Source organism: Roseixanthobacter psychrophilus (genome assembly GCF_043195195.1).
Lineage (GTDB): Bacteria > Pseudomonadota > Alphaproteobacteria > Rhizobiales > Xanthobacteraceae > NCEH01.
On sequence record NZ_JBAFWT010000001.1, the window covers coordinates 286494 to 309602 of the forward strand.

General features: G+C 65.7%; 24 protein-coding genes and 1 other RNA gene. 11 read left to right on the top strand and 14 right to left on the bottom strand.

Features of this window, described 5'->3' with window-relative positions; all coding sequences use genetic code 11:
• Positions 1-22: 22 nt before the first annotated feature.
• Both V5F77_RS01270 and recR read right to left on the bottom strand, forming a co-directional pair.
• Positions 23-622, bottom strand: coding sequence for a hypothetical protein (locus V5F77_RS01270; protein WP_429003491.1), 600 nt, complete (start codon positions 620-622; stop codon positions 23-25).
• A 117-nt stretch (positions 623-739) separates the two neighbouring features.
• A complete protein-coding gene (gene recR / locus V5F77_RS01275; RefSeq protein WP_429003492.1) occupies positions 740-1348 on the bottom strand; it encodes a recombination mediator RecR in 609 nt (202 codons plus the stop codon).
• A 268-nt stretch (positions 1349-1616) separates the two neighbouring features.
• On the opposite strand from recR, the gene V5F77_RS01280 reads away from it, so the two are divergent.
• Positions 1617-2798, top strand: a complete 1182-nt coding sequence (locus V5F77_RS01280) for an HPP family protein (RefSeq protein ID WP_429003493.1) — start codon at positions 1617-1619, stop codon at positions 2796-2798.
• A gap of 3 nt (positions 2799-2801) precedes the next feature.
• Here V5F77_RS01280 and V5F77_RS01285 read toward each other — a convergent pair whose 3' ends face one another.
• The 4 genes from V5F77_RS01285 to ffs all read right to left on the bottom strand — a co-directional run bounded on the left by V5F77_RS01285 (position 2802) and on the right by ffs (position 5458).
• A complete protein-coding gene (locus tag V5F77_RS01285; protein ID WP_429003494.1) occupies positions 2802-3122 on the bottom strand; it encodes a YbaB/EbfC family nucleoid-associated protein in 321 nt (106 codons plus the stop codon).
• A gap of 27 nt (positions 3123-3149) precedes the next feature.
• Entirely contained in the window at positions 3150-4952 is a 1803-nt protein-coding gene (locus V5F77_RS01290) for a DNA polymerase III subunit gamma/tau (RefSeq protein ID WP_429003495.1), read from the bottom strand.
• Positions 4953-5084: 132 nt separating this feature from the next.
• The gene (locus V5F77_RS01295) at positions 5085-5309 is read right to left on the bottom strand and encodes a hypothetical protein (RefSeq protein WP_429003496.1); all 225 of its coding nucleotides are present in this window, start codon (positions 5307-5309) and stop codon (positions 5085-5087) included.
• A 51-nt stretch (positions 5310-5360) separates the two neighbouring features.
• Positions 5361-5458: signal recognition particle sRNA small type (gene ffs, locus V5F77_RS01300), an RNA gene on the bottom strand.
• Between the two features lie 183 nt (positions 5459-5641).
• On the opposite strand from ffs, the gene V5F77_RS01305 reads away from it, so the two are divergent.
• The gene (locus tag V5F77_RS01305; RefSeq protein ID WP_429003497.1) at positions 5642-6064 is read left to right on the top strand and encodes an HIT domain-containing protein; all 423 of its coding nucleotides are present in this window, start codon (positions 5642-5644) and stop codon (positions 6062-6064) included.
• Between the two features lie 84 nt (positions 6065-6148).
• On the opposite strand, the gene V5F77_RS01310 is transcribed toward V5F77_RS01305, so the two are convergent.
• Entirely contained in the window at positions 6149-7087 is a 939-nt protein-coding gene (locus V5F77_RS01310) for a peptidylprolyl isomerase (RefSeq protein WP_429003498.1), read from the bottom strand.
• A 266-nt stretch (positions 7088-7353) separates the two neighbouring features.
• Between V5F77_RS01310 and rpmF the strand changes: the two genes are divergently transcribed.
• The 3 genes from rpmF (at position 7354) to V5F77_RS01325 (ending at position 10242) form a co-directional block, all read left to right on the top strand.
• Positions 7354-7539 carry a 50S ribosomal protein L32 gene (gene rpmF / locus V5F77_RS01315; protein ID WP_429003499.1) on the top strand — a complete coding sequence of 62 codons (186 nt, stop codon included), beginning with the start codon at positions 7354-7356 and terminating at the stop codon, positions 7537-7539.
• 471 nt (positions 7540-8010) lie between these two features.
• Positions 8011-8415 carry a hypothetical protein gene (locus V5F77_RS01320; protein WP_429003500.1) on the top strand — a complete coding sequence of 135 codons (405 nt, stop codon included), beginning with the start codon at positions 8011-8013 and terminating at the stop codon, positions 8413-8415.
• Between the two features lie 111 nt (positions 8416-8526).
• On the top strand, positions 8527-10242 hold the full coding sequence (locus tag V5F77_RS01325; RefSeq protein ID WP_429003501.1) for an EAL domain-containing protein: 1716 nt from the start codon (positions 8527-8529) through the stop codon (positions 10240-10242).
• Between the two features lie 379 nt (positions 10243-10621).
• Here V5F77_RS01325 and phaR read toward each other — a convergent pair whose 3' ends face one another.
• The gene (gene phaR, locus V5F77_RS01330) at positions 10622-11254 is read right to left on the bottom strand and encodes a polyhydroxyalkanoate synthesis repressor PhaR (RefSeq protein ID WP_429003502.1); all 633 of its coding nucleotides are present in this window, start codon (positions 11252-11254) and stop codon (positions 10622-10624) included.
• A 239-nt stretch (positions 11255-11493) separates the two neighbouring features.
• On the opposite strand from phaR, the gene V5F77_RS01335 reads away from it, so the two are divergent.
• The 4 genes from V5F77_RS01335 to leuB all read left to right on the top strand — a co-directional run bounded on the left by V5F77_RS01335 (position 11494) and on the right by leuB (position 16306).
• On the top strand, positions 11494-12672 hold the full coding sequence (locus V5F77_RS01335; RefSeq protein ID WP_429003503.1) for an acetyl-CoA C-acetyltransferase: 1179 nt from the start codon (positions 11494-11496) through the stop codon (positions 12670-12672).
• Between the two features lie 427 nt (positions 12673-13099).
• The gene (phbB, locus tag V5F77_RS01340; protein ID WP_429003504.1) at positions 13100-13822 is read left to right on the top strand and encodes an acetoacetyl-CoA reductase; all 723 of its coding nucleotides are present in this window, start codon (positions 13100-13102) and stop codon (positions 13820-13822) included.
• Positions 13823-14201: 379 nt separating this feature from the next.
• Positions 14202-15089 carry an aromatic amino acid exporter YddG gene (yddG, locus tag V5F77_RS01345; RefSeq protein ID WP_429003505.1) on the top strand — a complete coding sequence of 296 codons (888 nt, stop codon included), beginning with the start codon at positions 14202-14204 and terminating at the stop codon, positions 15087-15089.
• Between the two features lie 104 nt (positions 15090-15193).
• A complete protein-coding gene (gene leuB, locus V5F77_RS01350) occupies positions 15194-16306 on the top strand; it encodes a 3-isopropylmalate dehydrogenase (RefSeq protein ID WP_429003506.1) in 1113 nt (370 codons plus the stop codon).
• 78 nt (positions 16307-16384) lie between these two features.
• Here leuB and V5F77_RS01355 read toward each other — a convergent pair whose 3' ends face one another.
• From V5F77_RS01355 to acs, 3 genes are all read right to left on the bottom strand, one after another.
• Complete coding sequence (locus V5F77_RS01355) at positions 16385-16753, bottom strand: (2Fe-2S) ferredoxin domain-containing protein (protein ID WP_429003507.1); 369 nt, start codon at positions 16751-16753, stop codon at positions 16385-16387.
• Between the two features lie 264 nt (positions 16754-17017).
• On the bottom strand, positions 17018-18034 hold the full coding sequence (locus V5F77_RS01360; protein ID WP_429003508.1) for a sulfate ABC transporter substrate-binding protein: 1017 nt from the start codon (positions 18032-18034) through the stop codon (positions 17018-17020).
• Positions 18035-18262: 228 nt separating this feature from the next.
• A complete protein-coding gene (acs, locus tag V5F77_RS01365; RefSeq protein WP_429003509.1) occupies positions 18263-20215 on the bottom strand; it encodes an acetate--CoA ligase in 1953 nt (650 codons plus the stop codon).
• A 319-nt stretch (positions 20216-20534) separates the two neighbouring features.
• On the opposite strand from acs, the gene V5F77_RS01370 reads away from it, so the two are divergent.
• A complete protein-coding gene (locus tag V5F77_RS01370) occupies positions 20535-20912 on the top strand; it encodes a DUF423 domain-containing protein (RefSeq protein ID WP_429003510.1) in 378 nt (125 codons plus the stop codon).
• Positions 20913-20915: 3 nt separating this feature from the next.
• Here the strand turns inward: V5F77_RS01370 and V5F77_RS01375 are convergent, their stop codons facing one another.
• The 3 genes from V5F77_RS01375 to V5F77_RS01385 all read right to left on the bottom strand — a co-directional run bounded on the left by V5F77_RS01375 (position 20916) and on the right by V5F77_RS01385 (position 22633).
• Positions 20916-21386 (bottom strand): pyridoxamine 5'-phosphate oxidase family protein, encoded by a 471-nt coding sequence (locus V5F77_RS01375; protein ID WP_429003511.1) that lies wholly within the window; start codon positions 21384-21386, stop codon positions 20916-20918.
• Positions 21387-21472: 86 nt separating this feature from the next.
• Positions 21473-22147, bottom strand: coding sequence for a class I SAM-dependent methyltransferase (locus tag V5F77_RS01380; protein WP_429003512.1), 675 nt, complete (start codon positions 22145-22147; stop codon positions 21473-21475).
• A gap of 72 nt (positions 22148-22219) precedes the next feature.
• Positions 22220-22633, bottom strand: coding sequence for an EVE domain-containing protein (locus tag V5F77_RS01385; RefSeq protein WP_429003681.1), 414 nt, complete (start codon positions 22631-22633; stop codon positions 22220-22222).
• 176 nt (positions 22634-22809) lie between these two features.
• On the opposite strand from V5F77_RS01385, the gene V5F77_RS01390 reads away from it, so the two are divergent.
• Positions 22810-23109: an antibiotic biosynthesis monooxygenase family protein gene (locus V5F77_RS01390; protein ID WP_429003513.1), complete on the top strand. Its 300-nt coding sequence runs from the start codon at positions 22810-22812 to the stop codon at positions 23107-23109.

The window sequence follows — 23109 nt, forward strand, 5'->3', positions numbered from 1 at the left end:
GCATCCGTGTCTTGCGCGGCGATCAGTTCTTGGACGGCGGAGGCGCGGCCACAAGGAACGTATACGTCGTCGAATCGGACACCGAGCCGGAAGGCCCCACGCTGATGGTCCAAATCACGAGATTGGCGTTGAGTGAGGCCGATTTCGTCGCCGTAATCTGGGACGAGCACGACACGCTACCCTCTCCGCCTTCAACGGCATCCATGAAAAAAGGCTTGTTTCTGCTCAGGCATTCAAAGATGCCGACCCCCTCCCTGATGATATTTTTCTTGTTGCAATTGGTCAGGTTCGCTGGATTTATATTGTAAGGGATTCCATCGACTGAAATTTTTTCCAATTGTTCGCGACTTAAATTCGCTCCGGCGCCAACAGGCACAATCCATGGCAATTTAAAATCAAGTCCACCGGACGTGGAGTTTGTCGAATTTTGAGAGAATGAGACTTTTACCTTCATCTTATTTCCAGGAAGAGATGCGACATTGGGTATGGACTTAGCAAAGCTCCCCGCTTCGCACTTTATCGTGTTGCTCAACGTTTCGGCGTTGATCTCTTTCAGTTGCGACGCATCCGCCTGATTGATGAGCAGAGCTGTCCCCAGAACCAAAATGCCGAAGCCCTTCATGGCGTCCCCCAACGACCCGCACGCATCAGAATTGATTGCAGGATCAAGAATACACAATCAGGCTTGGCATAAAAGGCTTAAGCCTGGGCGTGGGAGGGACGTCGGAGCGCCGGTGGCTCACCCCACGGTGGTGCGCGCCCGCATGGCGGCCGAGAGCGTGCCCTCGTCGAGATAGGCAAGGTCCCCGCCCACCGGCACCCCATGGGCCAGGCGCGAAACCTTCACCGGCAGATCGCGCAGCAGGTCGGTGATGTAATGGGCGGTGGTCTGCCCATCCACCGTGGCGCCGAGCGCGAGGATCACTTCCTTGAAGCCCTCCGCCGCCACCCGGCCGACCAGCTTGGCGATGGAAAGGTCTTCCGGCCCCACGCCGTCGAGCGGCGAGAGCACGCCGCCAAGCACATGATATCGCGCATTGATGGCGGCCGCCCGCTCCAGCGCCCACAGGTCCGACACATCGGCGACCACCACCAGCACGCTCGGATCGCGCGTGGTATCGCAGCAGACCGTGCAGGGGTCGCGCACGTCGAGGTTTCCGCACACGCGGCATTCCACGATCTTGCCGAGCGCGTCCTGCATCGCGGACGCCAGCGGCGCAAGGAGCGTCTCGCGCTTCTTGATCAGATGCAAAGCGGCGCGACGGGCGGACCGCGGGCCGAGGCCGGGCAGGCGGGCGAGCAGCTGAATCAGGCGTTCGATCTCGGGGCCGGCGACGGCGCGGGGCATGGCGGGCTTTCTCACGGCGAACGTTAAGCCCGACATGTAGCCCCGCCATCCGCTCCACGCCAAGGGCCGCGCCGCACGCATCGCGCAGGCAGAAGGGGTCGCAGGCGACCCTACGCGGGGCGAACCCCTGTTTCGCGTGCCATGCGGCGCAACCCGCTGGAGGATTGCGTCGCCCCCCGCCCCGCTGCTAAAAGTTTAGGCACTCCCGGTGTCGTCACGAGCCGGCGCCGCGCGCCCGCGCGCTTACCGACCGCCCCGAGAGGCGCCCATGCATCAGATCACCACCTTCCTGCAGCGGCTGTTGCCTGCGCTCACGCCGGTCAGCAATGTGGAGCGGCTGCGCGCCGCGTGCGGGGCCGGCCTCGGCCTGTTCCTCACCGGCTTCATCACCCAATTGGCGCTCGGGCCGGTGGATAATCTGGTTCTGCTGGTCGCCCCCATGGGCGCATCCTCGGTGCTGCTGTTCGCCGTCCCCTCAAGCCCGCTGGCCCAGCCCTGGTCGATCATCGGCGGCAATCTGGTGGCGGGCCTCGTCGGCGTCACCGCCGCGGCCTACATCCAGAATCCCTATGTGGCGGCGGGGGTGGCGGGCGGGGTTGCCATCGGGCTCATGCTGGTGCTGCGTTGCCTGCATCCCCCGAGCGGAGCGGTCGCGCTCACCGCCGTGCTGGGCGGCCCGGCGGTGCATGCGCTCGGTTACCAGTTCGTGCTCTGGCCGGTGGGGCTCAACTCGGTGCTGCTGCTCGCCTGCGCGCTCGTCTATAACAATCTCACCGGCCGCCGCTATCCCCACCTCGCGCCACGGGCCACGGTGCCAGGCGATGTTGGACGGGCGCAAGATCGCGTCGGCTTCTCCGCCGCCGATCTCGACGCCGTGCTCCAGCAATATGGGGAGGTAATGGACATCGACCGCAACGCGCTCGAAACCATCCTGCGGCAGGCCCAGACCCGGGGGTATCGGCGGCGTACGGGCGAAATCACCTGCGGCGACATCATGACCCGCAACGTGCTTGCGGTCAGCCCGGAAACGCCCCTGCGCGCGGCACTGGACTTGTTGCGGGGCCATCACATCAAGGCCCTGCCGGTCACCGACGAGCAAGCCCATGTGGTGGGAATCGTGACTCAGACCGATTTGCTGGACAAGGCCGACTGGGGCCGCAACGGCCCCCATATCGGGCTCGCGCAGCGCTTGCGGCAAGGCATCAATGCCGGCCGCGCACCGGATTCCAGCGTCGCCGACATCATGACCGCTCCGGTGCGGTCGGCGCGGCCCGACACGCCGATCGCCAATCTCATTCCGATGATGCTGGACGCCGGCCTGCACCACCTGCCGGTGATCGACACCCATCTCAAGCTGGTGGGTATCGTGACACAGACCGACCTGATCGCCGCGCTGTTCTACGGCAATCTCGCCGGACGGCTGACCCCGAGCCCGGCGGTGCCGGCCTGAATCTCAGAACAGATTGAGGCCGGGCGGCAGGGCGAGGCCGCCGGTCATGGACTGCATCTTCTCCTGCATGATTTTCTCCGCCTTGTGGCGGGCGTCGGCGAGGGCGGCGACGATCAGATCCTCCAGGATCTCCCCTTCGTCCGCCTTCAGCAGGCTCGGATCGATGCGCACCGCCTTGGGGTCGCCCTTCACCGTGAGGCGCACGGTGACGAGACCGCCGCCGGAGGCGCCTTCCACCTCCGTGGTCTCCATCTCCTGCTGCATCTGCTGCATGCGCTCCTGAAGCTCTTTCGCCTGCTTCATCATGCCCATGAGGTCGCGCATCAGCTCTCTCCATGCATCGTCGGGGGATCAGGGCTCGAAATCGTCGTCGAACCCCGGACCCATATAAGCATCCTCTTCCGCCGGAGCGAGGCCCATGTCGGGGGCATCGTCGCGCGTGCGCACATCGACGATCTGCGCGCCGGGGAAGCGGGCCAGAACGGCGGACACCAGCGGATCGGTCTTGATGCCCTCCTCGCGCTCCTGGCGCACGGCGTGCGCGGTCTCGGCGAGCGTCGCTTCGCCGGGGGCACGGGAGGTGAGCGACACCAGCCAGCGGCGTCCCGTCCATTCATTCAGTTTGCGCGAGAGGTTCTGAACCAGATCGGGATTGCCGTCCGGTACCAGGGCGAACTCGATCCGCCCCTCCTCGAAATGCACAAGGCGGACCTGGGTCTCGATCGCATGCTTCAGCAGCAGGTCGCGCTTGGCACCGGCAAGGGCCACCACATCCTGCAGCGAGGCCAGGCGTGGCCCCTCCTGCGGGGCCGGCGCGGCGCGAGCCATGACCGGCTCCGGCGAACGTTCGGCGCGGGGCGCAAGGGCGAGCCGGGCGCCGCCCCCTCCCCCACCGCCGGTGCCGCCACCGGAGGGGACTGCCGTGCCATCGCCCGCAGGCATATCCCTGAGCCGCCGCAACGCTTCGTCCGGGGTGGGCAGATCGGCGGCATAGCCGAGGCGCACCAGCACCATTTCGGCCGCCTGGGCGGGCTTTGCCGCCTGCTGAACCTCGGTAATGCCCTTCGACAGCATCTGCCAGGTGCGCGAGAGCACCCGCATGGACAGGGCCTGCCCCATCTCCACCCCGCGCACCCGCTCGGCTTCCACCAGCGCGGCGTCGCCCGCACTCTCGGGCACGATCTTCAGGCGGGTGACCAGATGGGTGAACTCGGCAAGGTCCGTCAGGATGACAGCGGCATCGGCGCCGCCGTCATATTGCTCGCGGAATTCGGCCAGGGCGCGGGCGACATCGCCCTTCATCAGCGCCTCGAACAGATCGATCACCCGCGCCCGGTCGGCAAGGCCGAGCAGCCGGCGCACCTCTTCCGCGCCGACGTTGCCGCCGCCATGGGCGATGGCCTGATCGAGCAGCGAGAGCGCGTCGCGCACCGAACCTTCGGCGGCGCGGGCGATGGTGGAGAGCGCCTCCGCCTCGACTGCCACATTTTCCTTGGCGCAGATGCCGGCGATATGCGCCGCGAGCACTCCCGCCTCCACCCGCCGCAGATCGAAGCGCTGGCAACGCGAAAGCACCGTCACCGGCACCTTGCGGATTTCGGTGGTGGCGAAGACGAATTTCACATGCTCCGGCGGCTCCTCCAGCGTCTTCAACAGTCCGTTGAAGGCCGCCGTGGAGAGCATGTGCACTTCGTCGATAATATAAACCTTGTAGCGCGCCATGGCCGGGCGGTAGCGCGACCCGTCGATGATCTCGCGGATATCGTTGATGGAGGTGTTGGACGCGGCGTCCATCTCCATCACGTCCACGTGGCGCGATTCGATGATGTCGCGGCAATGGCGTCCCATCACCGAAAGGTCGAGGCTCGGCCCGCCGCCGCCCTCCATGGGCTCGTAATTGAGCGCCCGCGCCAGAATGCGAGCCGTGGTGGTCTTGCCCACCCCGCGCACGCCGGTGAGGATATAGGCCTGGGCGATGCGGCCTGAGGCGAAGGCGTTGGAGAGGGTGCGGACCATGGCCTCCTGGCCGATGAGGTCCGTGAAATTCTGGGGACGATACTTGCGCGCCAGCACCCGATAGGGCGCCGCCGCCACCGGCTGGGCCGGGGCGCCGAGGTCGAAGCCTGGGGTATCGTCTGGAGTATCCGCGCTCATGCGCTCTTCATATCATTCCCAAGGGCACCTGCAGCGATTTTCACCGGCAGGGGCCCGATCTCCCCAAGCCTCGAACAGGCAGGGTGGCGGGATCATTGGCAAGAGATCGCTCCCCAGGGGGGACGGGCGCAATTATTTCGCGCGCTGGAACAGGTCGGCGCCGCCAACCCGCACACACACATAGCGCCGGTAGCCATCCTTGTACTGTTGCAGCGCTTCGCCTTCCAATTTGGACGGCACGCCGACGGCAAGCCCGGCCTTGCAGCTTTCCTCGCTGGCGAACACGCCCGCCTGCGACACCACATGGGTGTCAGGTCCGGACAGGGCATGAAGCAAAATCACCGCAACGGCCCACATGGGCGCCTCCGCAGGACAGGCCCACGGATCGGGGCCAGCATTGAGGTGGGAAGTGGGAGGCTGATCGGCAACCCGAGACGGGCTCGTTGGGGCTGCTTCCTTCCGGACCTGACCCGGTTGGCGAGTGGCTCGTCCACCGCCAACCTCCCGGACCCTATATCGTCGGCCGCGCGCCGCTTGGCAAGCGTGCCGGCTCTCTTTCTTGGGTATCGTGTTCTCGGGCATCGCGCACGCATCCGTTCGGGAAGCCGCAGCGCCCTGCGGGTGTTCACCTTTTCGTGCGCATCCCCCGGTCGCTTGCCCTTGGGCCGGACCCGCGATCAAGTGAACGCATGACGAGAGCCCAGTTTCACATCGACCCCCGCCTCGTCGCCGACGGCCCTGCCCTCGGCGACCTGCCCTTGTGCCACGTCCGCCTGGTGGATGATGCCCGCTTTCCCTGGATCGTGCTGGTGCCGCGCCGGTCCGGGGCGAGCGAGATCATCGACCTGCCGCCGGAAGATCGGCGCATCCTGATGGACGAGATTTCAGCCGCCAGCGCCGCGCTCAAGGCGATCAGCGGCTGCGCCAAGCTCAATGTGGCGGCGCTGGGCAACATGGTGGCGCAGTTGCACGTACATGTGGTGGGCCGCAATCCAACCGACGCGGCTTGGCCCGGCCCCGTGTTCGGGCACGGCACGCGCGTCCCGCTGCCCGCGGCGGAACGCTCCAGCCGGGCGCTCGCCCTGCGCAAGGCCCTCGGCCTGCCGATCTGAACCGACACCCGGAAAAGAAAACGCCGCCCGCAAAGCGGACGGCGCGTCGCCTGAACGAACGGCCGGGACGTGCCCGGCCGAAGATCACTTCGCGGCCGGAGCAGCAGGAGCCGGAGCGGCGGGGGCGGGCGTTCCCACGGCAGGCGCCGCACCGGCAGGAGCGGCCGGTGGGGTGGTGCGCTCGATCTTGGCTTCCGCGCGCAGCTTCGTGACGAGGTCGCCCTGCGCCTTGCGCACCAGATACTGATCGATCTGGTCGGAGACCTGCTCGAAGGTCGGCACGGGCTTGGTGCGCTTGTCTTCCAGCTTGATGACGTGCCAGCCGAACTGGCTCTTCACCGGATCCGAGATCTGGCCCTTCTCCAGCTTGAAGGCCGCGTCGGCGAATTCCGGCACCATCTGTTCCTTGGTGAAATAGCCGAGATCCCCGCCGTCCTCGGCGCTGTCCTTGGAGTTTTCCTTGGCCAGCTTGGCGAAATCCTCACCCGCCCTGGCCTTGGCGGCGATCTCCTTGGCCTTGGCCTCGGTATCCACCAGGATGTGGCGGGCGTGCACTTCGATTTCGGGCTTGTTGGCCTTCACGAATTCCTCGTAGGTGGCCTTCTTGGCCTCCTCCGTCACGGCCTTCTTGGCCTCTGAATTCATCAGCGCCTCCATGAGGGCCTTGGTGCGGGCATAATCCATGCGCAGCTTGAAATCGGCGCTCTGGTCCAGCTTCTGGGCCTCGGCCGCCTTGGCAAGCAAGGTCATGTCGGTCAGGAAGGACAGCACATATTCGCGCTGCGCCTCGCCCTGCACCTGCGGCAGGCCGGGGCCGATATCTTCTTCAGCAATGGCGACTTCGCTCGCGCGAATGGGCGTGCCGTTCACGGTGGCCACGATGGCGTCCCCGGCAGGCGCTGCAGGGGCGGCGGTGGTTGCGGCCGGGGCCGCCGGCGCAGGCGTCTGGGCCGAGGCCACGCCGCCGAAGGCGAAAGCCGAAAGGGCGAGGGCCATTGCGGCGGTAGGAGCGGAACGCATCATTTCCGAAGTCCTTAACATTCTTGCGGGTGCCCGAAGCGGCGCGCACCCTCGCGCAGGTCCCATCGCGTGGCAAGTGGGCTTTCGTGCGGCGCCGACGTGCCGAATGAAGGAAAATCTCGCCGACGAGAATTTGCCACAGGGGCCTTCCGCTTTGGCTCGCAAGCCTGTATAAGGCGCGCCTCCAATCGAGATTTTGGTTTCGCTAGTCTGCGCGGACCTTCGCTGCAGACGCAACGAGTTTGGTCGTTTTCCCCGGAGTTCTGGACATGGCCGTCCCTAAGAGAAAAACCTCGCCGTCCCGTCGCGGCATGCGCCGCTCGGCGGACGCGCTGAAGCAGCCGACCTATGTCGAAGACAAGGATTCCGGCGAACTGCGCCGTCCCCACCATCTCGACATGAAGACCGGCATGTATCGCGGCCGGCAGATCCTGAAGCCCAAGGCCGAGGCCTGATCTTAGGCGCGCGCGGCGCCGTCTTGGCGTCCGCCGCTTCCTGACCATCCCAAACCGCCCGGCGAGCCTGAACTGACCGGAGAGGTCTCGCCGACCCGTCGGCGGGTGGTGGCTGGACGATGTCAGGCGCGCATCGCGGATGTGCGCCTGGGGAGTCCGCCCTGAGGCGATATGAGCTGGCATGCGGCACTCTGCCCGGTGTATCCAACGTCTCAGGGACGGATCCGCGGCCGGCGTACTTGGCGACGCGTCCGCCTAGCAACCCGCCCAGACAGATCCCGCAGCCGGCGTCGTGCCCAAGCCCCTTGCCTGTCTACGCCAGTGACGTACCCAAGCCATTGATCGCGCAGGCAAGTCCCTGGCGCCCCATGGCATGGACGGTGACATTTCCGGCGGAATATGCGACCCATCCCTTCCAGCATCGCGTGGGCGAACTTGCGCGCGCGCTGCGGCCGGGTTGAGGAGCAAGGCATGCTGACACCGATTCCGCTTCTGATCATCCCTCTGGCCATTTACAACATCTTCTCCTTCCTGACGCCCGGCCTCGATTGGCAAGCGGTGATCGGTTCGTTCGCGATGATGTCTGGAGCGGTGTGGCATATCAGCGTATCCGACGCTTTTCTCGCCTTCAGCCTCCTCATCCTGTTCTTCGAAATTCTCAAGTCCACGCGCGTCTCCTCGCGCTCGCTGGTGGACCACATGCTCTCCATGTTGGTTTTCATTGGCGGCATTGTGGAATTTTTGCTTGTGGCGCAAGCCGGGACCTCTGTTTTCGCGCTGCTGCTCTGCATCATGCTGCTAGATGTCGTTGCCGGATTTTCAGTCTCGGTGCGTGTCGCGCAGCGCGATTTCAGCGTCGAGCCCCGCGCCAGCTGACCTGCAAGCTTAAGCGTGTCGCGCGATGTTCACCGGATCCAGTTAGGTGAGCGCGGGGTTGACCTGGGCAAAGCAACCCTTAAGGCTTTCGCCAGGCAAAGGTAGGCGACCGTGGCAGGACAGATCGACGAGGCTGGCGTATCCTGCAAGGGAGAGGGCGTTTCCCCCCCAATACGGACGGCCCCGTCCCACATCATCGACTTCATGACGGCCCTCGAATGCGTCGGCTATCGCTGGGACATCGCAACCGATGAGATGCTGTGGAGCGAAAATGCAACTGCGGTTCTCGGCGCCGAGGCGATGCAACTGTTTTCAACCGGTCGCGCCTTCGACGAATATTGTCGCGCCGCCGCCAGCGCGGCGACAGGTCGCAAGTCCCTGCTCCATGCCCCCTTCCGCGAGATCGGTGACGGCGCGGCCTATGAGTCCTCCTATCAGCTTCAGCTCGGCTCCGGCCCCTCGGGCCGCTTGATCTGGGTGGTGGACAACGGCCGGTGGTTCGGCGGTCCGGACGGGCGGCCAAGCTACGCCCTCGGCACCCTGCACGTCATCAGCGAGGTTCCCAAAAGCAGCCACGCCCTCCATGGCGGCCACATTGATCCGCTCACCGGGCTGGTGTCGCGCACGCGGCTCATGGACATCCTGGCGGACCACATCAAGGCGGTGGAGGTCACCCGCGTCGACTGGGCGCTGATCCTGATCGGCATCGATTATCTCGGCCGGATGAACGACAGCTTCGGCTTCGAGATCGCGGACCAGACCATCGCCCAGGTGGCGGCGCGGCTGCGCACCCGGGTGCGCGGCTCCGATGTCCTCGCTCGGTTTTCCGGCAACAAATTCGTATTGCTGGCCCGCGGCATGGATCCGCAGGCCCTGCCCGATCTCTGCGAGGCGCTGATCGCCCATGTCAGGGATACGCCGATCGACACCGCAGCCGGCCCGATGCCCGTCAGCATCACGATCGGCGCCGCCGTGGCGCCGCCGCGCGCCATTACGGCGGCGCACATGGTGGCGCGGGCGCAGGAGGCGCTGGACCGCGCCAAGAAACGCGAACGCGGCTCGGTGCATATCTATGAGCGCGACGCGGTGCGCGACGGACGGCGCCATACCAACCTGCGGATCGGCGAGGACATCGTCAAAGCGCTCAACGAGAAGCGGGTCACCATCGCCCTTCAGCCGGTGGCGGACGCGCGCTCGCGGGTGGTGGTGTTCCACGAGGCCCTGGCCCGGATCTCTCCCGGCCCGAACGACAATCCGCACGAGACCGGCTCCATCATCGCCACCGCCGAGGCGATGGGGCTGATGGGGGTGCTGGACCGGCGGGTGCTCAAGCTGGTGGCCACCGCGATGCGCGACGACCCGAGCTTGCACCTCTCGGTAAACGTCTCGCCCTCCTCCATCGCCGACCGGGAGTGGATGCGCGTGTTCTCCCAGGAGGTCGATCCAAACATCGGCGCGCGGCTGGTGCTGGAGCTGACGGAATCGGTGGCGGTCCACGACCTCAATGCCGCCCGGACCTTCGTGGAACTGGCCCGCTCCATGGGCGCGAAGGTGGCGATCGACGATTTCGGCGCCGGCTCCACGTCATTCCGCAACTTGCGCGCGCTCGGCGTCGACATGGTGAAGATCGACGGCAGCTTCATCATGCACATGGCGCAATCGGCCGACGACCGGGCGTTCGTCGAAGCGTTGATCCATCTCGCGCGCCAGCTGGGGCTCAGGACGGTGGCGGAGTGGGTTCAGGACGAGGCCACGGCGAAGCTGCTCACGGACGCGGGATGCGATCTGATCCAGGGCGCCCTGACGGGTCTTGCGGCGCCCATGTGAACCCGGCCGGGTCGCAATAATCTCGCGAGACAGCGCAAGACCGCCTCGGGAGAAGCTTTTGCGAAAAATGTTTCATGTGAAACATTGGCTTGGCGTAGAAGAACAGCGGATTCATCGGGCCCATTCGCGGCTTTTCGCGGCGTGAACATCGATATTCCGAAGAAGTTCAACGAAGCCGTCGGCGCGCAGGCCGTCAGCTCCCGCCCATACGCGAGGCGCGCCCGGCCCGTGGGTCACGAGGCGCGCGTCATGCAGCGGGGCGTCATGCAGCGGGGCGTCATGAGGCGAAGTTTCCGCGCCGCGGGGGCGGCGCGGGAAACAGGTTCGTGCGCGGAACCGAAGGCCGCCCGAGGGGCGTCCCGCCAGTCGCAGGGTCGGATCAGGACGAGCTGGAGGTGTCCGGCTTCGACACCAGCTTTTCCAGCTTCTGCTGCATGTCCAGCATCTGCCGCTTCAGCACTTCCAGTTCGTCCGCCGAATGCTCTGGCGTGGCAGGAGCCGGGGCAGGAGCCGGCGGCTCGCCAGCCTCGCCCTTCGGGAAGGGCAGGAAAATGTTGAAGGCGCGCTCGAACATTTCCATGTTCCGCCGCACATGCTCGTCGAACCCGCCGAACGGCGTGCCTGGAAGAGGCGAGCCGGTGAGAGGCGAGTTGATCAAGGTCTTCGCATATTGATCGCGAAACTTGCCCTGTTCCTTCGTGAAGCTGTCGATCGACATCTCCAGGTAACGAGGCACCATCATCTGCATGCTATCGCCGTAGAAGCGGATGATCTGCCGCAGGAACGCGATGGGCAAAAGATTCTGCCCCTTGTTTTCCTGCTCGAAGATGATCTGCGTCAGCACCGAATGGGTAATGTCATCCCCATTCTTCGCATCATATACGACGAAATCCTCGCCTTCCTTCACCATGGTGGCGAGGTCTTCGAGCGTCACATACGTGCTGGTGCCCGTATTATACAAGCGGCGATTGGCGTATTTCTTGATGGTGACTGGCTCTTGCGTCTTGGCCATTGTCCGGTCATCCGTTTCCTCAACTGGAGAGAGGTTAAGGCGTTTCCAAGGGTTGTGCCACCCTTTTGTGCAGCGCGCGCATGGAAATTGCTGCGCAAATAGTGCGCAACATTTAGCCGTGTTTCCAATTTGCGCAGGGCAGCAAGACGACATGGGTCATTGACAGGAAGACGCGCGCGAAACCACGATGCGCGGCATCCGAGTGCGGCGCAAAAGCCGCCCGCCCGCAGGAGACCATCATGACAGACGACGTCGTCATCGTCGGAGCCGCCCGGACCCCGGTCGGCTCGTTCAACGGTGCGCTGAGCACCCTTCCCGCCCATCAATTGGGCGCCATCGTCATCAAGGCCGCGCTGGAGCGCGCCGGCGTGCCGTCCGACAAGGTCAGCGAAGTGATCCTCGGCCAGGTGCTCACGGCGGCACAGGGCCAGAACCCCGCGCGCCAGGCCTCGATCGCCGCCGGCGTTCCCATCGAGAGCCCGGCCTGGGAGATCAACCAGGTGTGCGGTTCCGGCCTGCGCTCGGTGGCGCTCGGCTTCCAGGCGATCCAGACCGGCGACAGCGACGTGGTCGTGGCCGGCGGCCAGGAATCCATGAGCATGTCGAACCATGCCGCGCATGTGCGCAACGGCACCCGCACGGGCGACCTCGCCTTCACCGACACCATGATCAAGGACGGACTGTGGGACGCCTTCAACGGCTACCACATGGGCAACACCGCCGAGAACGTGGCGCGCCAGTACCAGATCACCCGCGCCGACCAGGATACGTTCGCCGTCGCCTCCCAGAACAAGGCGGAAGCCGCCCAGAAGGCCGGCCGCTTCAAGGACGAGATCGTCCCGGTCACGATCTCCACCCGCAAGGGCGACGTGGTGGTGGACACCGACGAATATCCGCGCCACGGCGCCACCCTCGAAGCCATGGCGAAACTGAAGCCGGCTTTCGAGAAGGACGGTACGGTCACCGCCGGCAACGCCTCCGGCATCAATGACGGCGCCGCCGCCGTGGTGCTCATGAGCGCCAGCCGGGCCGCCGCGGAAGGCAAGAAGCCGCTCGCCCGCATCGTCTCCTGGGCCCAGGCCGGCGTCGACCCGAAGGTGATGGGCACGGGTCCCATCCCCGCCTCCAAGGCCGCGCTCGAAAAGGCCGGATGGACCGTGGACGACCTCGACCTGATCGAGGCCAACGAGGCGTTCGCCGCCCAGGCCATCGCGGTCAACAAGGAACTCGGCTGGGACACCAGCAAGGTGAATGTGAACGGCGGCGCCATCGCCATCGGCCACCCCATCGGCGCCTCCGGCACCCGCATCCTGGTGACGCTGCTGCACGAAATGGAAAAGCGCGACGCCAAGAAGGGCCTCGCCACCTTGTGCATCGGCGGCGGCATGGGCATCGCCATGTGCATCGCCCGCGACTGAGCCCGTCGCTCCGCGACCGGGCCCGGTTCCCGGCCTCGGCGGTGGTCGCAGTCCCTTTTCGTCACGCCCGGGTTCAGGCCCGGGCGTTTTCGTTACCATGGTCCCGCTTTGCCCCTTGCACGTGCGCATTTTTTTTCGCGCGCGGCATTTTCCCTTGGGATGAATCAAACCTAGGGGAAGCAAACCCGGATAAGGCTCTGGCTCAGCTTCCTTCCATCCGTCACGGTTGTCGGCGTAAGGAGAGGTTGCACCGATTCGACCTCGGCTCCGGCGCGGCGGCAAGACGCGCCGGACAAGTTCGAACGAAGCGGCGCGATGTACGAACGGTCGTCGGTCGGCCTTGCCGGAACGACCGATGCGAGTTCCGATGTGAGTAAGGCCGCACCAATGCGGCCACGGCAGAAGACGAACCAAGAGGGAGACGAACATGGCGCGTGTCGCACTGGTGACCGGCGGAACCCGCGGGATCGGCGAAGCGATTTCCATCGCCTTGAAGGCGGCGGGCTATCAGGTGGCCGCCAATTACGCCGGCAATGATGTCGCCGCCGCGGCTTTCACCGCAAAGACCGGCATTCCCGCCTTCAAGTGGGACGTCTCCGATTTCGAGGGCTGCAAGGCCGGCGTCGCCAAGGTGGAGGCCGAACTCGGCCCGGTGGACGTGCTGGTGAACAATGCCGGCATCACCCGCGACGGTCAGTTGCACCGCATGACGTTCGAGCAGTGGAACGCCGTCATCAACACCAATCTCAACAGCCTGTTCAACATGACCCGTCAGGTGATCGAGGGCATGCGCGCGCGCAAGTTCGGCCGCGTCATCTGCATCTCCTCCATCAACGGGCAGAAGGGCCAGTTCGGCCAGACCAATTATTCCGCCGCCAAGGCGGGCGAGATCGGCTTCGTGAAGGCGCTGGCGCAGGAAGGCGCCAAGGTCGGCGTGACCGTCAACGCCATCGCGCCGGGCTATATCGCCACCGAAATGGTGCGCGCCGTGCCCGCCGACGCGCTGGAGAAGATCGTCGCCACCATCCCCGTCGGCCGCCTCGGCGAGCCGGAGGACATCGCCCGCTGCGTGGTGTTCCTCGCCGCCGACGACGCCGGCTTCATCACCGGCTCGACCCTCACCGCCAACGGCGCGCAATACATCTGCTGAGGTCGACGCGCGCGAAGGCCCTCATGCTTTCGCGCGCGTTCGCGCCGGACTTGCGTGGCGCCGTCCTATCCCGACCTCACGCTTCCCCCTCCAAGATCCTATCTCACGCTTCCCCCTCCCTAGCCCTCCCCCGCAACCGGGAGAGGGGGCAGGCACGAGAGAGAGCAGGTTATGAGGAGAGGACGCCGATGGCGCTTTCGGCACCTCAATCTTCCCGCCCGCCCATACATCCCCTCTCCCGCGTGCGGGGGAGGGTTAGGGCGGGGGAAGCCGAAGGGGGTTAGGGAGGCGAAAGCGCAGAGCGCCCCGGACGGGAAATTCCGGCGACGTTCAGAAACCGGCCATGCGCGGACGGCCCACCCGGCGCTAAGGTGAGGCAATGACCGCAGATCGCCCCCTTCCCTCGCGCCGCGCCACCCGCATCGGCCTCGTCGCCATCGCCCTGTGGTCAACGCTCGCGCTCTCGACCGCCGCTACCGGCGCGGTGCCGCCGTTTCTGCTCACCTCCCTGACCTTTGCCGTCGGCGGGCTGGTGGGGCTGCTTGCCGCGCTGCGCGGACCCGGCCTTGGCGTGCTGCGCCTGCCGCTTGCCGCCTGGATCCACGGCGTGGGCGGGCTGTTCGGGTATCATTTCGCTTATTTCACAGCTCTGAAACTTGCCCCGCCCGCCGAGGCCGGGCTGATCGCGTATCTCTGGCCGCTGCTGATCGTGCTGCTGTCCACAACCCCCGGCGGGCTGCGGCGCGGCCATCTGCTCGGCGCGCTGATGGGGCTTTGCGGCACCATCGTGCTGCTGGCGGGAAAGGGCGGGTTCTCCGGCTTCGAGGCGCGCTATCTGCCCGGCTATCTGGCCGCGCTCGCCTGCGCCTTCATCTGGGCGATCTATTCGGTGACCGCGCGCCGCTTTCCCGATGTACCGACGCAGGCCGTCTCCGGCTTCTGCCTTGCCACCGCCCTGCTGGCGGCGCTCTGCCATCTGGCCCTTGAGGAGACCATCTGGCCCGTGGGCGCGGTTCAATGGGCCGCCGTGATCAGCCTCGGCCTCGGGCCGGTGGGGCTCGCCTTTTATGCCTGGGACATCGGCATGAAGCGGGGCGACGTCAAATTCCTGGGCGTCGCCTCCTATGCGGCACCGGTCCTCTCCACGATGCTGCTGGTGGGGTTCGGCTTTGCCCCGCTCCATTGGACCCTGGGACTGGCCTGCGCCCTCATCGTTGGCGGCGCATGGCTCGCGACGCGATCTGGTCGACAATATGCCAGCGCCTGACGCCAAGCTTGTCTTGAGCGACGGAAGGCATTAGCACTCCGCGCCAAACATGCATCGCCCCACCCAAGCGCGAGAGCCGGGGTTTTAAAAAGCAGGAACGTCTCATGGCAGCCCACAAGCTTCTTCTTCTCCCCGGCGACGGCATCGGCCCGGAAGTCATGGCGCAGGTGAAGCGCATGATCTCCTGGCTGGAGGCCAAGGGCCTTGTGTCCTTCGAGGTGGAAGAGGATCTGGTGGGCGGCAGCGCCTATGACACGCACGGCGTCGCCATTTCCGACGGTGCCATGGCGAAGGCCAAGGCCGCAGACGCCATTCTGCTCGGCGCGGTCGGCGGCCCGAAATGGGCCAATGTGCCCTATGAGGCGCGCCCGGAAGCCGGCCTGCTGCGGCTGCGCAAGGACCTCGCCTTGTTCGCCAACCTGCGCCCCGCCTTGTGCTATCCCGCGCTCGCCGACGCCTCCTCGCTCAAGCGCGAAGTGGTGGAGGGGCTCGACATCCTGATCGTGCGCGAATTGACCGGCGGCGTCTATTTCGGCGAGCCCAAGACCATTCTCGACCTCGGCAACGGCCAGCGCCGCGCCATCGATACCCAGGTGTACGACACCTATGAGGTCGACCGCATCGGCCGCGTGGCGTTCGAGCTGGCGCGCACCCGCCGCAACAAGGTGACCTCCTGCGAGAAGCACAATGTGATGCGCTCCGGCGTGCTGTGGAAGGAGACCATCACCGACCTGCACGCCAAGGAGTATGCCGACGTGGAGCTGGAGCACCAGCTGGCGGATTCGCTCGCCATGCAATTGGTGCGCTGGCCCAAGCAGTTCGACGTGATCGTCACCGACAACCTGTTCGGCGACGTGCTCTCCGACATCGCCGCCATGCTCACCGGCTCGCTGGGCATGCTGCCCTCGGCCTCGCTCGGCGCGGTGGACCCGGTCTCTGGCAAGCGCGCGGCGCTTTATGAGCCGGTGCACGGCTCGGCCCCGGACATCGCCGGGCGCGGCATCGCCAATCCCATCGCCATGATCGGCTCGCTCGCCATGGCGCTGCGCTATTCGTTCGGCCTCGGCCCGGTGGCCGACCAGATCGAGGCGGCGATCGCCGGCGTGCTGGCCTCCGGCAAGCGCACCAGCGACATCCGCACCCCCGGCTCCACCATCATCGGCACCGAAGACATGGGCGACGCGATCCTAGCCGAATTGGACAAGGCTGCGGCCTGAGCGCCGGCGCGGAACAAGGCTTGGCGGAACAAGACTTCGCGTAGGAAAGGCCGGGCCGTGCGCCCGGCCTTTTTGCGTTCAGACCCGCGGGACGATGATCAGCCGCTCCACCAGCGTGCCGCCCACCAGATGGGTCTCGACGATCTCATCCACATCCTCGACGCTCTTTGGCGCGTACCAGATGCCCTCGGGATAGACCACCATCAGCGGCCCGGCGGAGCAGAAGCTCAGGCAGCCGGTGGCGGTCATGGTGATGTCGCGCTGCCCGGTCGCCTCGATCTTCTGGCCCAGCCGATCCCACAGCGGCTTGCTGCCGGAGTTGGCGCAGCTGCCGCGCGGATGTCCCGGCGGGCGCTGCTGGAAACAGGCGAAGACGTGACGGCGATAAACCTGCGGCACGTCGCTGGCGGAAAGGGCTTCGGCCGGCGCAACTTCGGTGTCGGTCATGGCGGTGCTGGGACCCCTGTGCGAAATATCCCCTCGCCTTTCAAGGAGCGTGCCGCCGACGCCCGTTTGGAAATTCTATCATTCGCAACACGTTGCACCCCGGTCCGCGCGTGCACGCCGCCCCGTGTGCGGACGATTGCGACATAGCCGCCCCATCAGCGGCGCGAATCCGACACCGCCTGTCGCGCCTCCAACTGCCGCGCGCAAAGCAAAAGGGCCGCCCCGGACAGGGCGACCCCTCGCAAGCACCGCGGAAAAGAAGGCTCAGCGGGCGCCGAACACCTGGTCCAGCTTGCCGCCGGAGACGAACTGCTCGGCATTCGCCTTTTCCCAGCCGCCGAACACGTCTTCCACCGTCACCAGCCGCACCGGCGGGAACTGGTCCTTGAACTGGGCTTCCACGGTCTTGTCGACCACGCGATGGAACGCCTTGGCCGCCACCGTCTGGCCGGCGGGCGAATAGAGGAATTCGAGATAGGCGGTGGCGGCCGGGCGCGAGCCGCGCTTGTCCACCACCTTGTCCACCACGGCGACCGGGAATTCCGCCAGCAGGCTCACGGAGGGCACGATGGTCTTGAGCTTCTTGTCCTTGTAGAGCCCCTCGATGGCGCGGGTTTCGGCCTCGAAGGTCACCAGCACGTCGCCGGTCTCGCGCTCGACGAAGGTGGTGGTGGCGCCGCGTCCGCCGGTGTCGAACACCGGCACGTTGGCGAGCAGCTTCTTCACGAAGGCGTCCGCCTTGGCGGTGTCGCCCTTGTTCTGCTCCAGCGCATAGGCATAGGCCGCGAGATAGGTGTAGCGCGCATTGCCCGAGGTCTTGGGATTGGGGAAGATCACCTTCACGTCGTCGCGGACGAGGTCGTTCCAGTCCTTGATGTTCTTCGGGTTGCCGTCGCGCACCAGGAAGGCGGGGAAGGAATAATAGGGCGAGGCGTTGTTGGGGAATTTTTTCTGCCAGTCCTTGGCGACATAGCCGGCCTTGGCCAGCACCTCCACGTCAAGCACCTGGTTGAAGGTCACCACATCGGCTTCCAGCCCTTCCAGGATCGAGCGGGCCTGGCGCGAGGAGCCGGCATGGCTCTGGTTGACCGTCAGCTCCTGCCCGGTCTTCTGCTTCCAGAACGGCACGAACTCGGCATTCTCGGCGGTGAACAATTCGCGGCCGATGTCGTAGGAGACGTTCAGGATCGAGTTGGGGCCCGGCTGCTGGGCGAGGACGGCGCCCGGCGCGGCAAAGGTCGCAGCCAGTGCGAGGGGCAGGAACGCGCGGCGCGTCAGCATGGGGGTTCTCCATAAAACCTAAAATTATTGTGAAATATGTAATTTCACTTAAGGCTATGTAGCACGCCCCTCCGGCAGGGGAAACACCCCTGCCCTTCAATTCACTCCTGCCCCTCGATTCACTCTTCCCTTCAATTCATTCCGCTTCCATTGACCCGCACAAATGAAAATGCCCGGGCAAGCCCGGGCACTTCAAAGGATGCATCGTGGAGGGCGCGGCCTCTGCCCTCAAGCGGCGGTGCGCTTGTTCTGGCGGTTGTGGACCAGATCCTCCACCACGCCCGGATCGGCGAGGGTCGAGGTGTCGCCCAGGCTCTCGAACTGGTCTTCGGCGATCTTGCGCAGGATGCGGCGCATGATCTTGCCGGAGCGGGTCTTCGGCAGGCCGGGGGCGAACTGGATCAGGTCCGGCGAGGCGATCGGGCCGATCTCGTGGCGCACCCAATTCACCAATTCCTTGCGCAATTCCTCGCTCGGCGCCTCGCCGTCCATCAAGGTGACATAGGCATAGATGCCCTGGCCCTTGATGTCGTGCGGGAAGCCCACGACCGCAGCCTCGGACACCTTGGGATGGGCGACCAGGGCGCTTTCCACTTCCGCCGTGCCCATGCGGTGGCCGGACACGTTGATCACGTCGTCCACGCGGCCGGTGATCCAATAATAGCCATCGGCATCGCGCCGGCAGCCGTCGCCGGTGAAATACTTGCCGGGATAGGTGGAGAAATAGGTCTGCTCGAAGCGCTCATGGTCGCCATAGACCGTGCGCATCTGGCCCGGCCAGCTATCGGCGATCACCAGATTGCCCTCGCAGGCCCCCTCCTGCACCTTGCCCTCCGCATCCACCACCTGGGGCTGGACGCCGAAGAAGGGGTTGGTGGCCGAGCCGGGCTTCAACGCCGTGGCGCCGGGCAGCGGGGTGATGAGGATGCCGCCGGTCTCGGTCTGCCACCAGGTATCGACGATCGGGCAGCGGCCCTCGCCCACCACGCGGTGATACCATTCCCAGGCTTCCGGATTGATCGGCTCACCCACCGAGCCGAGCAGGCGCAGCGAGGCGCGCGACGTCTTCTTCACCGGCTCCTCGCCCGATTGCATCAGCGCGCGGATGGCGGTGGGGGCGGTGTAGAAGATATTGACCTTGTGCTTGTCGATGACCTCCCAGAAGCGGGAGTTGCTGGGATAATTGGGCACGCCCTCGAACATCAAGGTGGTCGCGCCGTTCGCGAGCGGGCCATAGACGATATAGGAATGGCCGGTCACCCAGCCGACGTCGGCGGTGCACCAATAGACGTCGCCCTCGTGATAATCGAAGACATATTGGTGGGTCATGGAGGCATAGACGAGATAGCCGCCGGTGGTGTGCAGCACACCCTTGGGCTTCCCGGTCGATCCCGAGGTGTAGAGGATGAACAGCGGGTCTTCCGCGTTCACATGCTCCACCGGGCAGTCGTCGGTCACCATGTCGGCGGCCTCGTGGTACCAGACGTCGCGGCCCGGCTCCATGTCCACCTTGCCGCCGGTGCGCTTGACCACGATCACATGGTCCACGCCGCCTTCGACGCGGGCGATGGCGGCATCCACATTGGCCTTCAGCGGCACCTTACGGCCGCCGCGCAGGCCCTCGTCGGCGGTGATGACGCAGCGCGATTCACAGTCCGAGATACGGCCCGCGAGGCTGTCGGGGGAGAAGCCGCCGAACACCACCGAATGGATCGCGCCGAGCCGCGCACAGGCCAGCATGGCATAGGCGGCCTCGGGGATCATGGGCATGTAGATGGTGACGCGGTCACCCTTCTTCACGTCGCGGTTGCGCAGGACGTTGGCGAAGCGGTTCACCTGCTCGGACAGCTCGCGATAGGTGACGTTGCGGGATTCGGAGGGATCGTCCCCTTCCCAGATGATCGCCACCTGGTCCGCGCGGTCCGCCAAATGCCGGTCCACGCAATTGTAGGAGACGTTGGTGATGCCGTCCTCGAACCATTTGATGGACACTTCGCCGGGCGTGAACGACGTGTTCTTCACCTTGGTGAAGGGCTCGAACCAATCGATGCGCTTGCCGTGCTCGCCCCAGAAGGCTTCGGGATCGGAAACCGAGGCCTTGTACATCGCTGCGTATTCGGCAGCGTCCACGAAGGCTCGCCCCTGCCATTCAGCCGGGACCTGATAGACCGTGTCGGACATTGAGACCTCCCCTTCGTGCGTTGGCGTTTCGCGCGTCACTTGAGGTCCGCGCTGCGCCCGATCGTATTTGCTTGGCGCGATTATGGTGAGCGGCTCGGCGCTCCACAAGGCTTGGGCGGGGCAGACTTTGGACCAAGAAGACTTTGGTTCTAGATGGCGGTGCGAAGCGCATATGAACGCGCTTCGAGGTTCCAGATGGCAATGCAAAAGCGCGTGCGGATGCGTCCCTGCGGCGCCGCGCGCGCTGCTCCGCGCCAGCGCCGCACGCTATAATGCAAGACCCGCCAGAAGGCGGTCCTGTGATCGTAGGATGGCACCGATGACCCTTTGGCTTCGCTCCCTACTCTTTGTCGCCGGTCTTTATGGCGCGGCCGGCGTGGGAGCCTCGGCCGTTGCCGCGCATCTCGCGGGCGGTGCCTCGCTCGCCACCGCGGCCCAGTTCTTCCTGCTCGGCGCGCTCACCCTGGTCGGGGCGGTCGGCGTGAGCGTTCATCTGGTGCGGGCCCGGACGTCTATTCTCGTTGGCGCCTCGGCCATCGGCCTTGGCACGCTGCTATTTTCCGGCGATCTGACGCTGCGGGCCTTGATGGATGTCAAATTGCTATGGGGCACCGCCCCGACGGGCGGCACCTTGATGATCGCCGGCTGGCTGATGTTCGCCATCGGCGGCGTACGGGCGGTGTGGGTTCGCCCGTGAGCCCTACAGCCGCACCTTGGCGTTCTCGCCGAGATCGGCGCGCTTTTCCTTGATGATGGCGGTGGCCATCTTCACGCCAGTCATGAGCGTGGACTCCCCTTGCCAATATTCCGCCTGCTCCGGCAACACCCGCAGCAGGATGGCATTGGGATCGTCCGGCCCGCCGGGGAAATAGGCTTCCATGGCATTGGACCAGATCTCTTTCAGCTTGGCCGGATCGCGCACCACTTCCGCCGCGCCGGAAACCGAGAGATAGAAGCGATCTGACGTGTCGGCGAAGGCGACGCACACCTGGGGATCGCGAGAAATCTCATCATCCTTGGAGGCGCGCGCGTCGGTGACGAACCAGATGGCATGGTCGTCTTCCCGCGCCACCGGGGCCATGGGCCGGGCGCGCAGGCGCGGGCCGTCGCGGTCGATCAGCATGCAGGAATGGCGGCCGGCCATCTCTTCCCAGATTTCGTGGCTGTCCATGGTGCGTCTCCTCTTGAGGGCTCCAGGGCCAACGGTGGGGAGGGCGCGGGGTTCCCCTCGGCGGCGTTCCTTCGCGAGGTTTCCCTTCAGCGCGGCCGCCACACGCAGGTGTGCTTGATGTCGGTATCCTCCAGGTCCCGCGTCACCGGGACCGAATAGGCCGCCACCTGCTCCAGCTCCGCCTTGGGCAGATAGGAGCGACCGGGATCGCCGATCAGCACCAGCGCGCCGCGCCGGGACAGCGTGACAAGCCAGGCGAACACCCGCCCGGCAAGGTCGCGCTCATAGCAGATGTCCCCGGCGAGCACCGTATCCCATCCCCCATCGGTGCCGATCTGGTCGGTGCCGAGGATCGCGACGCAAACCCCATTGGCCTGCGCATTCAGGCCAATGGCGGCGAGCGCATAGGCGTCGATATCGGCGCAAGAGACATGGGCCGCCCCCGCCCGCGCGGCCGCAATGCCGACAAGGCCCGAGCCGGAGGCGAAATCCAACACCCGCCGGCCCTTCACCAGTTCGGGATGATCGAGCACATGCCGCGCCAGCGCCTGACCGCCCGCCCAGGCGAAGGCCCAGAATGGCGGCGGCAGGCCCATGGCGCCGAGTTCCTCCTCGGTGCGCTGCCACAGGGGCACCGCCTCGTCCGCCACATGGAGGGAGAGTTCCGGCACCAGCGGCACCGGGCGCAGCCGCGTCTCCGCCCGCACGAATCGTGCGGGATCGAGGGCGGCGGGATCGGGAAGGGAAATCGGATCGCTCACGTCGCGACCTTGGCCGCAAGCGACACCCGCCACAAGGAAAACCGATCGATTCTCGGTGCCCGCGCCGTGCTCTCAGCCCTGCGCGAGCGCCAGCACCATGTCCCATTCGGCATCGGTGACCGGCTGGACCGACAGGCGGGAGAATTTGATCAGCGCCATCTCGGCAAAGCGCGGGTCGCCCTTGAGGGCGGCGAGCGTAACCGGCGCCTTCAGCGGCTTCACCGCCTTCAGATCCACCATCACGAACTTGCCGCTCGGATCGGACGGGTCGGGATAGGCCTCGCGGATCACCTCGACGATGCCGACGATCTCCTTGCCCTCGTTGGAATGGTAGAAGAATCCCTGGTCGCCGAGCTTCATGGCCAGCAGGTTCAGCTTGGCCGAATGGTTGCGCACGCCATCCCAATGGGTGCCCTTGGCGCCGGCTTTCACCTGCATCTCCCACGACCATTTGAACGGCTCGGATTTGTAGAGCCAGTGGGCCATCGCGAAACTCCAGACGCCTGAATGCGCAAGCTTCTGCTCTAGCCATCCCGCGGCGAGATTGGCAAGCCGGCCGAAGGCCGCGCCCGCCCTGCGGGGGGCGGAGGGCATTTTTTCCCTCCAGGGCAGTTGTGCCTGCCTTGTCGCCTGATACCGTCCCCAGCCTTTGGGAGGATAAGATGGTCTACGAATTCGTTCTCATCGACGTGACGCCCGGCCAGGAGGCCGACTTCGAAGCCGGCGTGCAGAAGGCCGCGCCCCTGTTCCAGAACGCCCGCGGCTGCCGCGCCCTGCGGCTCGACCGCTCGGTGGAGACGCCGACCCACTACACCCTGGTGGTGGAATGGGACACCGTGGACGACCACATGATCCATTTCCGCGAATCGCCCGCCTTCAAGGAATGGCGCGCCCTGGTCGGCCCCTATTTCGCCACGCCCCCGCAGATGGAGCATCGCCACACGGTGCTGAAGGGCTTTTGA

What these genes read in the sequence shown, in the direction of transcription:
- V5F77_RS01270 (WP_429003491.1), bottom strand. Translation starts at nt 622, where the DNA reads ATGAAGGGCTTCGGCATTTTGGTTCTGGGGACAGCTCTGCTCATCAAT.
- recR (WP_429003492.1), bottom strand. Translation starts at nt 1,348, where the DNA reads ATGCCCCGCGCCGTCGCCGGCCCCGAGATCGAACGCCTGATTCAGCTG.
- V5F77_RS01280 (WP_429003493.1), top strand. Translation starts at nt 1,617, where the DNA reads ATGCATCAGATCACCACCTTCCTGCAGCGGCTGTTGCCTGCGCTCACG.
- V5F77_RS01285 (WP_429003494.1), bottom strand. Translation starts at nt 3,122, where the DNA reads ATGCGCGACCTCATGGGCATGATGAAGCAGGCGAAAGAGCTTCAGGAG.
- V5F77_RS01290 (WP_429003495.1), bottom strand. Translation starts at nt 4,952, where the DNA reads ATGAGCGCGGATACTCCAGACGATACCCCAGGCTTCGACCTCGGCGCC.
- V5F77_RS01295 (WP_429003496.1), bottom strand. Translation starts at nt 5,309, where the DNA reads ATGTGGGCCGTTGCGGTGATTTTGCTTCATGCCCTGTCCGGACCTGAC.
- V5F77_RS01305 (WP_429003497.1), top strand. Translation starts at nt 5,642, where the DNA reads ATGACGAGAGCCCAGTTTCACATCGACCCCCGCCTCGTCGCCGACGGC.
- V5F77_RS01310 (WP_429003498.1), bottom strand. Translation starts at nt 7,087, where the DNA reads ATGATGCGTTCCGCTCCTACCGCCGCAATGGCCCTCGCCCTTTCGGCT.
- rpmF (WP_429003499.1), top strand. Translation starts at nt 7,354, where the DNA reads ATGGCCGTCCCTAAGAGAAAAACCTCGCCGTCCCGTCGCGGCATGCGC.
- V5F77_RS01320 (WP_429003500.1), top strand. Translation starts at nt 8,011, where the DNA reads ATGCTGACACCGATTCCGCTTCTGATCATCCCTCTGGCCATTTACAAC.
- phaR (WP_429003502.1), bottom strand. Translation starts at nt 11,254, where the DNA reads ATGGCCAAGACGCAAGAGCCAGTCACCATCAAGAAATACGCCAATCGC.
- V5F77_RS01335 (WP_429003503.1), top strand. Translation starts at nt 11,494, where the DNA reads ATGACAGACGACGTCGTCATCGTCGGAGCCGCCCGGACCCCGGTCGGC.
- phbB (WP_429003504.1), top strand. Translation starts at nt 13,100, where the DNA reads ATGGCGCGTGTCGCACTGGTGACCGGCGGAACCCGCGGGATCGGCGAA.
- yddG (WP_429003505.1), top strand. Translation starts at nt 14,202, where the DNA reads ATGACCGCAGATCGCCCCCTTCCCTCGCGCCGCGCCACCCGCATCGGC.
- leuB (WP_429003506.1), top strand. Translation starts at nt 15,194, where the DNA reads ATGGCAGCCCACAAGCTTCTTCTTCTCCCCGGCGACGGCATCGGCCCG.
- V5F77_RS01355 (WP_429003507.1), bottom strand. Translation starts at nt 16,753, where the DNA reads ATGACCGACACCGAAGTTGCGCCGGCCGAAGCCCTTTCCGCCAGCGAC.
- V5F77_RS01360 (WP_429003508.1), bottom strand. Translation starts at nt 18,034, where the DNA reads ATGCTGACGCGCCGCGCGTTCCTGCCCCTCGCACTGGCTGCGACCTTT.
- acs (WP_429003509.1), bottom strand. Translation starts at nt 20,215, where the DNA reads ATGTCCGACACGGTCTATCAGGTCCCGGCTGAATGGCAGGGGCGAGCC.
- V5F77_RS01370 (WP_429003510.1), top strand. Translation starts at nt 20,535, where the DNA reads ATGACCCTTTGGCTTCGCTCCCTACTCTTTGTCGCCGGTCTTTATGGC.
- V5F77_RS01375 (WP_429003511.1), bottom strand. Translation starts at nt 21,386, where the DNA reads ATGGACAGCCACGAAATCTGGGAAGAGATGGCCGGCCGCCATTCCTGC.
- V5F77_RS01385 (WP_429003681.1), bottom strand. Translation starts at nt 22,633, where the DNA reads ATGGCCCACTGGCTCTACAAATCCGAGCCGTTCAAATGGTCGTGGGAG.
- V5F77_RS01390 (WP_429003513.1), top strand. Translation starts at nt 22,810, where the DNA reads ATGGTCTACGAATTCGTTCTCATCGACGTGACGCCCGGCCAGGAGGCC.